The organism is Bradyrhizobium sp. 613_E4_N2_2 (genome assembly GCF_052075995.1).
GTDB lineage: Bacteria > Pseudomonadota > Alphaproteobacteria > Rhizobiales > Xanthobacteraceae > Bradyrhizobium > Bradyrhizobium barranii.
Genome location: NZ_CP197234.1, coordinates 2674739 through 2688414, shown reverse-complemented (window position 1 = coordinate 2688414; position 13676 = coordinate 2674739). Strand labels below are relative to the sequence as shown.

At 64.7% G+C, this 13676-nt stretch carries 19 protein-coding genes; 12 read left to right on the top strand and 7 right to left on the bottom strand.

What is annotated here, in order from left to right; translation table 11 throughout:
- Positions 1–6: 6 nt before the first annotated feature.
- From AB7290_RS12675 to AB7290_RS12655, 5 genes are all read left to right on the top strand, one after another.
- Positions 7–975 (top strand): YVTN family beta-propeller repeat protein, encoded by a 969-nt coding sequence (locus AB7290_RS12675; protein WP_441253450.1) that lies wholly within the window; start codon positions 7–9, stop codon positions 973–975.
- A complete protein-coding gene (locus AB7290_RS12670; RefSeq protein ID WP_441253449.1) occupies positions 972–1778 on the top strand; it encodes an ABC transporter ATP-binding protein in 807 nt (268 codons plus the stop codon). The genes AB7290_RS12675 and AB7290_RS12670 overlap by 4 nt, the downstream gene beginning before the upstream one ends.
- A complete protein-coding gene (locus AB7290_RS12665) occupies positions 1775–2623 on the top strand; it encodes an ABC transporter permease (protein WP_354249103.1) in 849 nt (282 codons plus the stop codon). Before AB7290_RS12670 ends, AB7290_RS12665 begins: the two co-directional genes overlap by 4 nt.
- Positions 2620–3228, top strand: a complete 609-nt coding sequence (locus AB7290_RS12660; RefSeq protein WP_063981996.1) for a hypothetical protein — start codon at positions 2620–2622, stop codon at positions 3226–3228. The genes AB7290_RS12665 and AB7290_RS12660 overlap by 4 nt, the downstream gene beginning before the upstream one ends.
- A 139-nt stretch (positions 3229–3367) precedes the next feature.
- Positions 3368–3667: a copper-binding protein gene (locus AB7290_RS12655; protein WP_063981995.1), complete on the top strand. Its 300-nt coding sequence runs from the start codon at positions 3368–3370 to the stop codon at positions 3665–3667.
- A gap of 128 nt (positions 3668–3795) precedes the next feature.
- Here the strand turns inward: AB7290_RS12655 and AB7290_RS12650 are convergent, their stop codons facing one another.
- The gene (locus tag AB7290_RS12650) at positions 3796–4353 is read right to left on the bottom strand and encodes a PQQ-dependent catabolism-associated CXXCW motif protein (protein ID WP_439037021.1); all 558 of its coding nucleotides are present in this window, start codon (positions 4351–4353) and stop codon (positions 3796–3798) included.
- Positions 4350–5231 (bottom strand): substrate-binding domain-containing protein, encoded by an 882-nt coding sequence (locus tag AB7290_RS12645; protein WP_439037022.1) that lies wholly within the window; start codon positions 5229–5231, stop codon positions 4350–4352. Before AB7290_RS12645 ends, AB7290_RS12650 begins: the two co-directional genes overlap by 4 nt.
- A 129-nt stretch (positions 5232–5360) precedes the next feature.
- On the opposite strand from AB7290_RS12645, the gene AB7290_RS12640 reads away from it, so the two are divergent.
- Both AB7290_RS12640 and AB7290_RS12635 read left to right on the top strand, forming a co-directional pair.
- Positions 5361–6287 carry a quinoprotein relay system zinc metallohydrolase 2 gene (locus tag AB7290_RS12640; RefSeq protein ID WP_441253448.1) on the top strand — a complete coding sequence of 309 codons (927 nt, stop codon included), beginning with the start codon at positions 5361–5363 and terminating at the stop codon, positions 6285–6287.
- A gap of 76 nt (positions 6288–6363) precedes the next feature.
- Entirely contained in the window at positions 6364–7182 is an 819-nt protein-coding gene (locus AB7290_RS12635; RefSeq protein ID WP_354134637.1) for a quinoprotein dehydrogenase-associated SoxYZ-like carrier, read from the top strand.
- Positions 7183–7369: 187 nt separating this feature from the next.
- Here the strand turns inward: AB7290_RS12635 and AB7290_RS12630 are convergent, their stop codons facing one another.
- The gene (locus AB7290_RS12630) at positions 7370–7729 is read right to left on the bottom strand and encodes a hypothetical protein (protein ID WP_014493633.1); all 360 of its coding nucleotides are present in this window, start codon (positions 7727–7729) and stop codon (positions 7370–7372) included.
- 135 nt (positions 7730–7864) lie between these two features.
- Here AB7290_RS12630 and AB7290_RS12625 point away from each other — a divergent pair, with 135 nt between their 5' ends.
- From AB7290_RS12625 to AB7290_RS12605, 5 genes are read left to right on the top strand one after another with little or no spacing between them, the layout of a single operon-like run.
- On the top strand, positions 7865–8812 hold the full coding sequence (locus AB7290_RS12625) for an ABC transporter substrate-binding protein (RefSeq protein WP_354077031.1): 948 nt from the start codon (positions 7865–7867) through the stop codon (positions 8810–8812).
- 1 nt (position 8813) lies between these two features.
- Positions 8814–9551 (top strand): ABC transporter permease, encoded by a 738-nt coding sequence (locus AB7290_RS12620; RefSeq protein ID WP_208087926.1) that lies wholly within the window; start codon positions 8814–8816, stop codon positions 9549–9551.
- Positions 9541–10281, top strand: coding sequence for an ABC transporter ATP-binding protein (locus AB7290_RS12615; RefSeq protein WP_439037023.1), 741 nt, complete (start codon positions 9541–9543; stop codon positions 10279–10281). The genes AB7290_RS12620 and AB7290_RS12615 overlap by 11 nt, the downstream gene beginning before the upstream one ends.
- 46 nt (positions 10282–10327) lie before the next feature.
- Positions 10328–11125 (top strand): pentapeptide repeat-containing protein, encoded by a 798-nt coding sequence (locus AB7290_RS12610; RefSeq protein WP_208087927.1) that lies wholly within the window; start codon positions 10328–10330, stop codon positions 11123–11125.
- A gap of 26 nt (positions 11126–11151) precedes the next feature.
- On the top strand, positions 11152–11499 hold the full coding sequence (locus tag AB7290_RS12605; protein WP_441253447.1) for a hypothetical protein: 348 nt from the start codon (positions 11152–11154) through the stop codon (positions 11497–11499).
- A 10-nt stretch (positions 11500–11509) separates the two neighbouring features.
- On the opposite strand, the gene AB7290_RS12600 is transcribed toward AB7290_RS12605, so the two are convergent.
- The 4 genes from AB7290_RS12600 to AB7290_RS12585 form a co-directional block, all read right to left on the bottom strand.
- Complete coding sequence (locus tag AB7290_RS12600) at positions 11510–11719, bottom strand: hypothetical protein (RefSeq protein ID WP_014493627.1); 210 nt, start codon at positions 11717–11719, stop codon at positions 11510–11512.
- A 125-nt stretch (positions 11720–11844) separates the two neighbouring features.
- A complete protein-coding gene (locus tag AB7290_RS12595; RefSeq protein ID WP_354114031.1) occupies positions 11845–12747 on the bottom strand; it encodes a hypothetical protein in 903 nt (300 codons plus the stop codon).
- A 24-nt stretch (positions 12748–12771) separates the two neighbouring features.
- Positions 12772–12852 carry a pyrroloquinoline quinone precursor peptide PqqA gene (pqqA, locus tag AB7290_RS12590; protein ID WP_012029362.1) on the bottom strand — a complete coding sequence of 27 codons (81 nt, stop codon included), beginning with the start codon at positions 12850–12852 and terminating at the stop codon, positions 12772–12774.
- Between the two features lie 171 nt (positions 12853–13023).
- Positions 13024–13416, bottom strand: coding sequence for an EF-hand domain-containing protein (locus tag AB7290_RS12585; protein ID WP_071911675.1), 393 nt, complete (start codon positions 13414–13416; stop codon positions 13024–13026).
- Positions 13417–13676: the final 260 nt, after the last annotated feature.

Here is a 13676-nt window from a genome sequence, read left to right as displayed (position 1 = left end):
ACGCGAATGTTGCGCATGTGGCGTGTGGGGTTGCTGTCCGGACTGGCGCTTGCGGCCGCGCCCGCGCATGCGTTCATCGCCTATGTCTCGAACGAGAAGAGCAACACGGTCTCGGTGATCGACACCGACAGCTGGACCGTGACCAAGACCATCAAGGTCGGCCAGCGCCCGCGCGGCATCGATTTCACGCGCGACGGCAAGTTCGTGATGGTCGCGGTCGGCGACGACGACACCATCCAGGTGATCGATGCGAAGACGCAAGCGATCGTGGACAGCCTGCCCTCCGGGCCCGACCCGGAATTGTTCGCGCAGGATGCCGCCGGAAAAATCCTCTATGTCGCCAACGAGAACGACAACACGGTGACCGTGATCGATCTGGAGAAGCGCGCGCGGCTCGGCGACATCCAGGTCGGCGTCGAGCCCGAAGGCATGACCATCAGCCCCGATGGCAAGACACTGATCAACACGTCCGAAACGACCAACATGGCGCATTTCATCGACACCTCGTCGCGCCAGATCGTCGCCAACGTGCTGGTCGACGCGCGGCCGCGCTTTGCCGAATTCAAGCACGACGCGTCCGAAGTCTGGGTGTCCTCGGAGATCGGCGGCACGGTCTCGATCATCGATCCCAAAAAGCACGAGGTGACCGGCAAGGTCACGTTCGAGATTCCGGGATTGCGGAAAGAGGCGATCCAGCCGGTCGGCATCGGCATGACCAAAGACGACAAGACCGCCTTCGTCGCGCTCGGCCCGGCCAACCGCGTCGCCGTGGTCGACGTCGCCTCGCGCAAGGTGACGAAATACCTGCTGGTGGGACAGCGTGTCTGGCACATGGCGTTCACGCCGGACGAGAAATATCTGCTCACCACCAACGGCGTGTCGAACGACGTCTCGGTCATCGACGTCGCCGCGCAAAAGGTGATCAAGACCATTCAGGTGGGCGAACTGCCCTGGGGCATTACGATCTCGCCATGACCAGCCCTGCTCCCATCGCCGAACCGCAGGAGATGCCGAGGCTGCAAGCGGCCGCGGTGCCGGCGCTGTCGATCGACGGCGTCAGCCATTCCTACGGGCCGCGCCGGGCACTGATGGACGTGTCCTTTAATGTGCAGCCGGCGAGCTTCACTGCGCTGCTCGGGCTCAACGGCGCGGGCAAGAGCACACTGTTCTCGCTGATCACGCGCCTGTTCGGCATCCAGTCCGGGCGTGTCGGCATCTTCGGCCACGACATCAGCAAGAGCCCCGGCGAGGCGCTGCGGCTGCTCGGCGTCGTATTCCAGCCGCGCACGCTCGATCTCGACCTGTCGCTGACGCAGAACCTGCTCTATCACGCCGCACTCCACGGCATCAGCCGGCGCGAGGCCGCCGTGCGCAGCGGCGAGCTGCTCGGCCGCATCGGGCTCGAAGAGCGTGCCGGCAGCAAGGTGCGCGATCTCTCGGGCGGCCAGATGCGGCGGCTGGAGATCGCACGCGCCCTGCTGCACCGGCCGCGGCTGCTGTTGCTGGACGAGCCGACCGTCGGCCTCGATGTCAAGGCGCGCGCCGACATCATCAGCCATGTCCGCCAGCTCGTCACCGAGCAAGGCATCGGCGTGCTCTGGGCCACGCATCTGTTCGACGAGATCGTGGCCGGTGACGACCTCGTGGTGCTGCACCAGGGCAAGGTGCTGGCGCAGGGGCCGATGAGCCGCGTCATCACCGATGCCGGCGCGCAGGACGTCAACACCGCCTTCATGCGCCTGACCGGTGCGCAGACGATGCCGGGAGGCGGCGCATGAGCAGCATCACGACGCGGGATACACCGCGCGGTTTCTCGGCCGCGGAATACATGACCTGCCTCACCGGCATCGTCTGGCGCGAGGGCCTGCGCTTCCTGCATCAGCGCGAGCGCTTCGTCTCGGCGCTGGTGCGGCCGCTGGTATGGCTGTTCATCTTCGCCGCCGGCTTCCGCCAGGTGCTCGGCATCTCCATCATCCCGCCCTACGAGACCTACATCCTCTACGAGGTCTATATCGCGCCCGGGCTGATGGCGATGATCCAGCTCTTCAACGGCATGCAGTCCTCGCTCTCGATGGTCTATGACCGCGAGATGGGCAATATGCGGACGCTGCTGGTGAGCCCGCTGCCGCGCGGGTTCCTCTTGTTCTGCAAGCTGCTGGCGGGCACTGCGGTGTCGCTGCTCCAGGTCTATGCGTTCCTGCTGATCGCCTGGTTCTGGGACATCACCCCGCCGCCGTCGGGCTATCTCACCGTGCTGCCGGCGCTGATCCTGTCGGGGCTGATGCTGGGCTCGCTCGGCATGCTGATCTCCTCGGGCATCAAGCAACTCGAGAGTTTTGCCGGCGTAATGAACTTCGTGATCTTTCCGATGTTCTTCGCCTCCTCCGCGCTCTACCCGCTCTGGCGGGTGCAGGAGGGCAGCCCCTATCTCTACTATCTCTGCCAGGCCAACCCGTTCACCCATGCGGTCGAGCTGATACGTTTTGCATTCTACGGGCAAATCAACTGGATCTCGCTGGCGGTAGTGGCGGCCTGCACAATCGTCTTCATGATCGGCGCGATTCTGGCCTATGATCCCTCGCGCGGGCTGGCGCGACGGGGCCCTGCGGGAGGCGAAGGATGAAGGTTCTGGCCATGGCCGCTTTTGCGCTCGCCGTTGCGAGCACGGCTGCGTGCGCCGCCGATCCACGCTATCCCAACTGGCCTTGCACGCAGGCCAAGGTGCCGGACATCTCGCTCGCCGCCGTCTGGGCCGGTCCCGCACTCGACGACGCCGAGACCAAATGGAAGGACGACGCAAAGGTCACCGCGCTGGTCTCAAAACTGTCGGCGCGGAAGACGCCGATGGACGAGGCCGAGAAGTCGGTGAAGGAGTTTTTGGCCGGCTCCGCCGCTGACAAGACGGCGAACGCCAAGCTGTTGTTCGCCGGCTTGTTCGACACGCTCAACGCCCAGCGCTCGCAGGTCATGAACGGGCTCGAACGCGTCAGCCGCAAACAGCGCGAGGCGGCCGACAAGATCCGCGAGGAGTCGATCCAGCTCCAGGCGCTCCAGAGCGCGACACCACGCGACGACGCAAAGGTCGATGCGCTCAGCAACCAGTTGATCTGGGAAACCCGCATTTTCGAAGATCGCCATAAGGTGGTGCGGTTCGTCTGCGAGGTTCCGACCGCGATTGACCAGCGCCTGTTCGCTCTCGGACGCGTGATCCAGCAGGAAATGGAATAGCGTCAGCCTCGCTGACGACGACTTTCGGAAGGTTCCCGCGATATCAGCGCCATCGTTACCCTTTGCCGCGCTATCAGCCGGAACCAAATCGCTCTAGGATGGCTTGTCGACGTGAACTCCAAGACGTCGGGAGGCCTCGATGGGAACAACAAAATTCATCTTCGCATGCGCTGCAGCCATCAGCACGCTTGCGTCCCCCGCTTTTGCTGACGACATGACCGGGATGGTCACCAGAATCGACCGGCTCAACAGCACGATCTCGATCCAGCAGACACAGAAGGGCACGGTCGGCGGCAGCGCAGGCGGCGCCGGCACGCTTCAGGAGTACAAGGCCAAGGACGCCGCGATGCTGGATGCCGTCCATGCCGGCGACAGGGTGACGTACTCGGCGACCGACAATAACGGTACGGGCACGCTGACGAAGCTGCAGAAGCAGTAACCCTGCATCTTCACCTGTCCCCGCGCGCGGCACGGCGTCATGGCCGGGCTTGTCCCGGCGATCCACGCCCAACCACGCGGATTAAGAACGTGGATGCCCGGGACAAGCCCGGGCATGACGACCTGTACCTACTGCTCCGGCCGCGGCTGCGGCGGCGTCTCCTCGGTCGGGAGGTTTGCGCGCTCCCAGCCGTCGGTGCCGTCGGGGTACCAGGCGACGTTGGCATAACCGTAAGCCAAGGCGCGCTTGGCGGCGTTCCAGGACATCCAGCAGTCGGCCAGGCAATAGATTACCAGCAGCGCAGCCTTGTCGCCGCGCGCGGCGTGGGCGAGGCCGCGCTGGAAATAATCGTCCATGGCGGGCGGCAGCACGCCGTAGCCGGTGTCCGGCAGCCAGGTGCTGCCCGGTATGTTTTTTCGCGGCATATCGCGCCAGACGGTGCCTTCGGGAAGGTTCTTCGGCTTCGGCGCGCGCGGCAGCACGTCGATGAAGGCGCCGCTCTTCGCACGCCAGATCGCTTCGGCCTCAGCAGTCGTCAGCACGCGCGCGCCAGTGAGCGTCGCCGGCACCGGCGCGCGGTAATTGTCGGAGCGATACCCCTCGGGCTCGAACGGCTCCTGCTGCTGCGCCAACGCCGGCGCCACCAGAATGGCGGCAACCAGCGCAGCGGCAACGCGCCGCCTCACGGCGTCTTCTTGGCCGTCTCCGCGCCGAGCGGCTTGTCGCTCTCGTCGAGCAGCGGTACGCCGAAGTCGAGCAGGATCTTGTTGATCTCGCCCTGGTTCTCCTGGATCAGCTTGTTGAGCTGCCGCTTCCAGTTCTGGTCGGCGGGGCGCACGCCCATGCCGATGCGATAGATCAGCTTTGGCCCCGAGGTTTCCTTCACCAGCGACGTGACATGAAGCGAGCCGGCCTTCTTCGCATAATACCCGGCCATCGGACCCCACAGCACGCCGGCGTCGATCTTGCCGGCGACGAGGTCGTCGACCATCGCCTGCGCGGAGTTGTCGAAGCGCGTGTCGATCATCAGCGGATAGGGTTTTGCATCGCCCATCAGGCCGGCGATCGCCATGTTGGTCGCCGGCGGCGTGCCGGCGACGATGCCGACATGCTTGCCCTTCAGGCGCGCGTCTTCGAGCGTATCGACGTCCTCGAGCCCGCTGCCGGTCTTGGCGACCAGCGCATAGGTCGTGCGGTAATAGGGATTGGTGCCCTGCACGAGGTCATCGCCTTGCGGAAATCCCATGATGACGTCGCAGCGATGCGCACCCAGCGTCATGCGCACGAAGCCGGTGGCCTGCGGGAAGAAGACGTAGTCGAGCTTCTTCTGGAGCTTGTCCGCGAGCAACTCGGCGAGCTTGTTCTCGAACCCCTCGCCCTTCTCGTTCGAGAACGGCAGATTGCGCGGGTCGGCACAGACGCGCAGCACTTTTGGATCGACCAGCTCGAACGAGAGGTCGCCGGTCTCGCTGGTCTGCGCAATGGCGACGTCGCCGAATGCGCAGGATGCCACCAGGACCCACAGTGAAAACAACCAGCGACGATGTCGCCCGGCCTCCGTCATCGCGCTTCCTCCTCGGTTTGTTTGAATGCTAGCCATGCAACGCATGACGCGCCATGCTTTGCCAAACTTTGTGTTGGCTTTGGTTTGTTGCAGTGCAGTGCGGCAAGCCATCTGAACTGAGGCGGAAAAGTGTCTCGCATCGCTTCCTTGATCGCAGCCCTGTCCCTGCTGGGGACAGCAACGCTAGCACGCGCCGGGGCAGCCGAATTGCCTGTGAGCGAAGTCGCACCGGGAATCTTCGTGCACTCCGGGACCACCGCCCTCATGACCCGCGAGAACGAAGGCGACATCGCCAATGTCGGCTTTATCGTCGGCGAGGATGCGGTGGCCGTGATCGACACCGGCGGCAGCCTCCGTGAGGGCGAGGCGCTGCTGGCGGCGGTGCGGGCTCGCACATCCAAGCCGATCCGCTACGTCATCAACACCCACGGCCATCCCGACCATGTCTTCGGCAATGCGGCCTTTGCCGCAGAGGGAACCAGCTTCGTCGGCCACAGCAAGCTGCCGCAGGCGCTGGCGACGCGCGGGCCGTATTATCTCGACAATTTTAGACGCATCATGGGTAGCGAATTGATCGATCCCGTGAAGATTGTGCCGCCCACCCTGCTCGTCGTTGATACCCTGAAGCTCGATCTCGGGTCGCGCCGCCTCACCTTGCGGGCCTGGTCGGCCGGGCACAGCGACAACGATCTGACCGTGTTCGACGAGACCAGCAAGACGCTGTTCGCGGGCGATCTCGTCTTCCTCCGCCATATTCCGGTGATGGACGGCAGCATCCGCGGCTGGCTCGGCACGCTCGGGGAACTCGATAAAATTCCGGCGCAGCGCGTCGTGCCGGGTCACGGGCCCGTGAGCGACTGGCCTGCCGCGCTCGGCGACGAGCGGCGTTATCTCACGACCCTGCTGGCGGACGTCCGGGCGTCGAACAAGAAGGGCGAGCCGATCCGGACTGCCGCCGACAAGGCGGCCGCATCGGAACGGCCGCATTGGCAATTGTTCAACGACTACAATGCTCGCAACGCAACCGCAGCATTTTCGGAAATTGAATGGGAGTAGTGGACGCGCTACGCTGGACGGGGGATCGGCTGCGCCGCCCCAGAGAAAACTGCTTCGTCCGCACGGAACCACGACCATGACGGGATGCACACGCCGCCTGCCCCTGATCGCCGCATTGCTTGGCATCGCCTTCGCTGTGCCGGCGAGCGCCGAGGAGGCTTACGATCCCTGGCCGGGCCTGGTGCAGGACATCTTCAGCAACCGTCCGATCAACGACGGCAACGACGTCATCGGCATCGAGATGCCCTATCGCGCCGAGGACGCGGCGATCGTGCCGGTGACCCTGCGCAGCAAACTGTCGCCCGGGGATAGCCGCCGCATCCGTTCGATCACGCTGGTGATCGACCGCAACCCCGCGCCGATGGCAGCGAAGTTCGAGCTCGGCGCAGATGCCAACGTCACCGAGATCTCCACGCGCGTGCGCGTCAACAACTATACCGACGTCCACGCGGTTGCCGAGCTCAGCGACGGCCAGCTTTACGTCGCCAAGACCTATGTGAAGGCCTCAGGCGGCTGCTCGGCGCCGGCAGGAAAGAACATCGAGGAAGCCAGGAACCGGCTCGGCCAGATGCGCTACCGGCAATTCGCGCGCGAGGAGGCACCGGCCAGCCGCGTCCGCGAGGCGCAGATCATGATCGGCCATCCCAACAATTCCGGGCTGCAAATGGATCAGGTCACGCAGCTCTACATCCCCGCCTTCTTCGTCAACCAGCTGAAGCTGACGCAGGACGACAGCCCCGTGCTGTCGATGGAGGGCGGCATCTCGATCTCGGAAGATCCCAATCTGCGCTTCACGTATGTGTCAAATGGCGCCAAGCGATTCCGTGCGGAGGCGAAGGACACGGACGGGCACGTGTTCCGCAATGAATGGGATGTGGAGAAGCCGGGGACGTGAGGCTCTGCCTTCCCCTCTCCCCTCGTGGGAGAGGGTGGCTCGCCGCAACGCGGCGAGACGGGTGAGGGGTATGTCTCCGCGAGCGGCACTCTTAGTCGTCTGAACGTGGGGAGAGATACCCCTCATCCGGCGCTTCGCGCCACCTTCTCCCGCAAGGGGAGAAGGGATCGCACCGTCTATGCGACAGCTAGAAACACCTCACCTCGGCTTCCGCCTGCGCGCGCCTGAGATCGTTCACCGCCGAATTTGCCTGCTCGGATGTACGAAACTGGACGCCGAGATTGCCGCGCACCTGGGACATGCTCAGCGCCGTCTCGGCGGTGACGTAACGGTCATAGGACACGATCGAGGCCACCACGTCGATCGAGCAGGAGCATTGCTCGATCGACTGCCGGCTCTCGCCATTGGCCTTCATGCAGCCATAGACGTATTCGGCACGCGCCGAGGTCGGATAATCGTTGGCCTCCTCGGCACGTGCGGCGTAGACGGTCGCAGCCCACACCGCCAATGCGGCGACAATCGGTCGTAGCTGTCCCGCCAGATTCATGAGCGTCCTCCCGCTGGTTGCGACGAAAGCTATGCTATGCGTATTGTCATGAAAAGCACTCCCTTCGAGGAAACGGCTCACAAGGTGATGAGAGCACTTGGTTTGAGAGCGCCTGGACGAACATTGGCGCTCGCGATGACGCTGGCGCTGTCGCTGGCCGCACCCGGCCGCGCCGCGGATACGATCCGCCTTGCAGTGCAGAAGACGGGAACATTCTCCTGGGAGCTGGCGGCGATCCGCGCCGGCGGGCTCGACAAGGAAGCCGATCTGTCGCTCGACGTCGCCGAGCTCGCGAGCCCCGAGGCCGGCAAGATCGCGCTGCGCGCCGGGAGTGCCGACATCATCCTGTCGGACTGGCTGTGGGTGTCGCGCGAGCGCGTGCTCGGCGCCAAGCTCACCTTCTATCCCTATTCCAGCGCGCTCGGCGCGGTGATGGTGCCGGCCTCGTCGCCGCTCAAGACGCTCGCCGACCTCAAGGGCCGCAAGCTCGGCGTCGGCGGCGGCGCGATCGACAAGAGCTGGCTGCTGCTGCAGGCGCGGATGAAGCAGGACGGCATCGATCTGAAGTCCGATGCGAGCATCGTCTATGGCGCGCCGCCTTTGATCGCCGCCAAAGCGCTCGACGGCGAGATGGATGCGAGCCTCAACTTCTGGAATTTCTGTGCGCAGCTCGAGGCCAAGGGCTTTCGCCGCCTCGCCGGCATCGAGGACATTTTGCCGAAGCTGGGGGCCAAAGGCGCGGTATCCGCGGTCGGTTATGTCTTCGACGAGAGCTGGGCCGCAAGCCACCGCGATGCGGTGGCGCGTTTCATTGCGATGACCCGCAAGGCCAAGCAGCTGCTGATCACCTCGGACGCCGCCTGGGACAAGATCGCGCCGCTCACCGGCGCGAGCGATCCGGCCATCCTCAAGACCTACCGCGACCGCTATCGCGACGGCATTCCGCGCCGGAGCATCGTGGACGAGGAGGCGGATGCGCGCGTGCTCTATCGCGTGCTCGCCGAGATCGGCGGACGTGACCTGGTCGGGCCGGCGGCCGAGCTCGATCCCGGCACCTTCTATCACGCAGTCCCCGGAGACTGAGGTGCTGCGTCTTCTCTCGTTTTCCCTGTTCCTCGCGACCTGGTGGATTGCGGCGCTGTTCGTCGGCGGCGCAAAGCTGCCCTCCCCGCCGGCCGTGCTCAACGTCATCATCGCGGAAGCATCGAGCGGCGCTCTGTTCCTGCATCTCGGCGCCACGCTGGCGCGCGTCGCGCTCGCCTTCGTGCTGGCGATGTCGCTCGGCAGCGCCATCGGCTATTTGATGGGACGGGTGAAGCTCGCCGACCGGCTCGGCGATCCCTGGCTGATCCTGCTGCTGAACCTTCCGGCGCTGGTCGTGATCGTGCTCGCCTACATCTGGGCCGGCCTCACCGAAGCGGCCGCGATCGCGGCGATCGCCATCAACAAGCTGCCGACCGCCATCGTGACCTTGCGCGAGGGCACGCGCGCGCTCGACCGTTCGCTCGACGAGATGGCCACCGTGTTCGCGATGCCGCGCTGGCGCGCGTTCCGCCATGTCGTGCTGCCGCAGCTTGCGCCCTATATCGCAGCCTCGGCCCGGTCCGGATTGTCGCTGGTATGGAAGATCGTGCTGGTGGCCGAACTGCTGGGACGGCCGAACGGTGTCGGCTTCGAGATCGGCATCGCCTTCCAGCTGTTCGACACGCCGCGACTGCTGGCCTATTCGCTCACCTTCGCGGCCGTCGTGCTCGTCATCGAAACCTTGCTGGTGCAGCCGTTCGAAGCCCGCGCAACACGGTGGCGGCCCCGTGCGGCTTGAAGTCGATATCTCCGGAAAGACATTCAGGAGTGCCGCGGGCGAAACGCACGAGGTGCTGGCCCCGGTCAGCTTCGCGCTTCAATCCGGTGAGGTCGGCGTTTTGATCGGCCCATCCGGCTGCGGCAAGAGCACGATGCTGCGCATCATCCTCGGGCTCGACCGCGATTTCCACGGGACCATCGCGCGTCCACCAGAAGCGCGGATCGGGATGGTGTTCCAGGAGCCGCGGCTGTTGCCGTGGCGCTCGGTCGAGCAGAATGTGCGGCTTGCAGCTCCTGGCATCTCCGAGGCGAAGCTGTCGGAGCTGTTCAGGATCCTGGAGCTGGAGGCGCATCGCAGCCACTTTCCCGGCGAATTGTCGCTGGGTCTTGCCCGGCGCGTCGCGCTGGCCCGCGCCTTCGCGGTCGAGCCCGATCTGCTCGTGCTCGACGAGCCCCTCGCCTCGCTCGACGACGCGCTCGCCGGCCGCCTGCGCGACGAGATCGCGACGCTGGTCGCAAGCCGCCCCATGATGACCCTGCTCGTCACCCACAGCCTCGACGATGCGGTCCGCCTCGGCGACCGCTTGTTCTTCCTGTCGCCGCAGCCGGCGCGAATTCTGGCAGAAGTGCCCATCAGCATCCCGCGTGGCGCACGCGGCGACGCAGAGATCGCCGCGATCAGGGCGGACCTCGTGGCGAGAATCCAAGGCGAACATGGCGGCGAACACGCCGGGCGTGATGCCTCATAGGCAGCCACGCAAAGCGCGTGCTAAACAGGGCCCGTAGCGGAGCCCGATGATGAAGCGAATGGTCGCCCTCATGACGCTTGGCCTCGCTCTCGTCGCGACCATGGCGAGCGCGCAGGACATGATGCGTGACGTCGACCTCACGTCACCCGCGATGGTCTCCGCGGAAATGAGCCGGCAGGAGGTCGAGGCCATCCTGGCCAAAGCCAGCGCCGGGGCGCCGGCCGATTTCACCGGCAAGCGGTTGTCGGGGCTTGATCTCTCGGGTCTCGACCTTTCCACGGCGATTCTCCGTGCGGCACGACTCAACAAGACGAAACTCGCCGGTGCCCGTCTTGATCAGGCGATCCTCGATCAGGCGTGGCTGCTGGACGCTGATCTCGCGGGCGCGAGCCTGAAGGGCGCCAATCTGTTCGCCTCGCAGATGGCGCGCGCGCGTCTGGACGGCGCGGACCTGACCGGTGCTCGCATCGCGGCCGACCTCACCGGCGCAAGCCTGATCGGCGCCTCGATTGCGAACGCGCATCTTGGCGCCGATATGCGCAACCAGTCGATGGGGCTGATGCGCGCCGTGCTGCGATCCGCCAATCTGGAAGGATTGAACGCGCGCAATGCCGACCTGTCGCGCGTCGATCTCGAATTTGCCTCCCTCAAGGGAGCCGACCTGACCGGCGCATCGCTCAAAAATGCTCAGCTCGGCGGCGCCGACCTGACCGGAGCCACCGTCACTGACGCCGATTTCGAGGGCGCTGATCTTGCCTCGGCGAAGCTGATCGCGCCGATCGGCCTTGACCGCGCCAGGAATTTCGACAAGGCAAAGAACCGCGAGCGCCTGATCAGGGAATAACAGGGCGCCTTTGGGAGGATCGGCTGATGCGTTGGTTTCTGGCTTTGATCGCGTTGTTGACGTTGGCCGGCGAAGCCGCCGCCCAAAGCAAGGGCAAGGGCATCCGGCTCTGGAATTTGACGACGGAGACGATCTCCGGCCTCCAGCTCTCGCCCGCCGGCAAGACCGAGTGGGGGCCGAACCAGTGCCTGAACGACAAGGACAAGGAGGTCGACCACGACGAGCGGCTGCGCATCACCGGCGTCGAACCCGGCCGCTACGACGCCAGGGTCAGCTATCCCAATGCGCGGCAGTGCATCGTCCGCGACATCGAGATCAAGGCGGACGCGGTGTTCTCGATCGCCGACAAGGATCTGAAGGACTGCACGAAATAGCGAAGGCGGCTTACGCCTTGTCGTTCGGGTGCGGATATTCGCAGCGCCACCGCACCGCCTGCCACTTCGGATGGTCGCCGACCCATTGGGCGATATAGGGCGGCGCAGCCATCACGCATTGCCTCGGCGACCCCGCAAAGTTGAACACCAGATGCTGCTCCTCGCAGGTCGCAGGCGAGAGCACCGCACACACAGTCACCACCAGGTCAATCGGGTTCATGCCGGGATCCTGTCGCAAGGGGACAATGGAGATTAGCACGAAAGATTACGTTCCGAGGAGCAGGAAGTTTCAGACGGACGGGATGTTCCCTCTCCCCGCGCGCGGGAAGAGGCGGAACAAACACCCTAGAAGTTTACCCCGAACACCAATCGCGCCTGATGACGCTCGAAATTGACGAGGTCGAGATTGCCGCCCGATCCGGCGGGGCGGCCCCAGGCCTGCATGCTCCAGCTCAGGGTGAGCCGCGACTTCTCCGATAGCTGGAAATAGGCGGTCGGACCGACAAACAGCGCCTGCCCCGAGAACTCACCGAGGCCGATGCCCTCATACTGGCGGAAGTAGCGCATCTCCCCACCGAGCAGAAAATTGGGGCGCACGCGCACCAAGCCGCCAAACGCCGCCCCGATCGTCGAACTCTTCTCGGACAGACCTGCCACCTCGAAGCGCGCCCATTCCGGCTGATAGATCAGGTTGAGCGCGCCGATGACGAAGTTCGGGACCAGCTCGCGGTCGAAAGCGAGCGTGAATTCGGAGCCGTACATCCGTCCCTTCGCGCCGCTGGTCTCGTCGATGCGATCGCCATGGAGTTCGGCGGCGACAGTCAATCCGAATGGCGCGCGCCCGCGGTCGAGCAGGCGGTAACGCAGGTCGAGCGAGGCGCCCTGGAAATTGAACTGACGGCGGTCGTCGATGTCGGGAACGCCGGTGATGTCATGCAGCGTGGCGGTGCCGCCGACCTCGATACGGAAGTTCGGCAGCGGCACGACTTCGATCTCGACCTCCTGCTGGAGGGCGCGATAGGTGCCGCCCTTGCCGAAGCGTCCCGTGGTCTGAGTCTGGAATTCGCGCTCGCCGGGATTGCCGACATCGGTGCCGATCATGAAGCCGAAGATGTGCTCGGTATCAAAGCTCTCTTCGGCACTGACACACGCCGGTGCAAGCGCAACACCGAACGCAATTGCCGTCCAGATCGTGTGGGCTCCAATGGGCATTGCGAACACTACCACGGCTTCGACGGCGTTCGCCATCGAAGCCGCGGCAGGTCGTCAGTCTTACTTGCGCGCAGCGCAGGCGTACATGTTGATTTCCATGCCGACCGGCACTTCCACGATCTTCGGAGCTTTCCAAGCCATTCGGGTCTCCCAAGGGTATTGAGCGCGACATCGCGCGGGGCAAAACCTAGGGCTGCGTCAGGTGCAGCGCAAGCCTGGAATCGAAGCGCAAACACGGCGAACTGTCGCGTTATGCTCGCGAATTTCCCTCTCGGGCAAATCGCCTTCGCTCCCAGTCAAGCGCCGCGTCTCTCACCGCAACAAGCGCAGCAGCGCGCGGCCGGCGCGCGAGTTCAGCTCCTTCGCATCCAGCGTTCCGTCCTTGTCGGGATTCGCTGCGTTGAAGCGCTGCTCTACCACCGCGAGATATTCGTCGAGTGTGAGAGTCCCGTCGTGATCGGGATCGGCGGCGGCGAGTTCTTTCGCCGTTAACCGTCCGCGCAATTCGCGCGCGTCCAGCGTGCCGTCGTGATCGGGATCGAGCTTTGCGAACAGCGCGGCGGCCGCCTTCTTTACCTCGGCGAGATCGAGCGTGCCGTCATTGTCGGTGTCGAACATCTTTACGGCGTTGCCGGAAGCAGCCCAAGCTGGACCGGACAGCACTGCAATCGTGAGCGCAAGCGCAACTGAGCGACGTGAAATCATCAAACCCTCCTGGCCAGCCCCCCGATTCGCAGGGGATCGAAACGACATAAGGCTACAAGCGAGCCCCGGTTCAAGTCCGGAATTGCAACCTGCGCACTGCACAACTCGCGGAACCCGATGGCTCGAGCAGAGCGGCCGAAGCCGGCACCGCTTCATGCCACGGAATTTTTTCAGCGTCTGCGCACAAGTGAAAGTCGGTTGTCAGGTTTCTGTCAGGTGACCGGCATCTGGCATCCAACATATCGGCGACGCACTTACGA

Excerpts from the sequence above, each read along its gene's own strand:
- AB7290_RS12675 (WP_441253450.1), top strand. The coding sequence starts at position 7 with ATGTTGCGCATGTGGCGTGTGGGGTTGCTGTCCGGACTGGCGCTTGCG.
- AB7290_RS12670 (WP_441253449.1), top strand. The coding sequence starts at position 972 with ATGACCAGCCCTGCTCCCATCGCCGAACCGCAGGAGATGCCGAGGCTG.
- AB7290_RS12665 (WP_354249103.1), top strand. The coding sequence starts at position 1,775 with ATGAGCAGCATCACGACGCGGGATACACCGCGCGGTTTCTCGGCCGCG.
- AB7290_RS12660 (WP_063981996.1), top strand. The coding sequence starts at position 2,620 with ATGAAGGTTCTGGCCATGGCCGCTTTTGCGCTCGCCGTTGCGAGCACG.
- AB7290_RS12655 (WP_063981995.1), top strand. The coding sequence starts at position 3,368 with ATGGGAACAACAAAATTCATCTTCGCATGCGCTGCAGCCATCAGCACG.
- AB7290_RS12645 (WP_439037022.1), bottom strand. The coding sequence starts at position 5,231 with ATGACGGAGGCCGGGCGACATCGTCGCTGGTTGTTTTCACTGTGGGTC.
- AB7290_RS12635 (WP_354134637.1), top strand. The coding sequence starts at position 6,364 with ATGACGGGATGCACACGCCGCCTGCCCCTGATCGCCGCATTGCTTGGC.
- AB7290_RS12630 (WP_014493633.1), bottom strand. The coding sequence starts at position 7,729 with ATGAATCTGGCGGGACAGCTACGACCGATTGTCGCCGCATTGGCGGTG.
- AB7290_RS12625 (WP_354077031.1), top strand. The coding sequence starts at position 7,865 with ATGACGCTGGCGCTGTCGCTGGCCGCACCCGGCCGCGCCGCGGATACG.
- AB7290_RS12610 (WP_208087927.1), top strand. The coding sequence starts at position 10,328 with ATGATGAAGCGAATGGTCGCCCTCATGACGCTTGGCCTCGCTCTCGTC.
- AB7290_RS12605 (WP_441253447.1), top strand. The coding sequence starts at position 11,152 with ATGCGTTGGTTTCTGGCTTTGATCGCGTTGTTGACGTTGGCCGGCGAA.
- AB7290_RS12600 (WP_014493627.1), bottom strand. The coding sequence starts at position 11,719 with ATGAACCCGATTGACCTGGTGGTGACTGTGTGTGCGGTGCTCTCGCCT.
- AB7290_RS12595 (WP_354114031.1), bottom strand. The coding sequence starts at position 12,747 with ATGGCGAACGCCGTCGAAGCCGTGGTAGTGTTCGCAATGCCCATTGGA.
- pqqA (WP_012029362.1), bottom strand. The coding sequence starts at position 12,852 with ATGGCTTGGAAAGCTCCGAAGATCGTGGAAGTGCCGGTCGGCATGGAA.
- AB7290_RS12585 (WP_071911675.1), bottom strand. The coding sequence starts at position 13,416 with ATGATTTCACGTCGCTCAGTTGCGCTTGCGCTCACGATTGCAGTGCTG.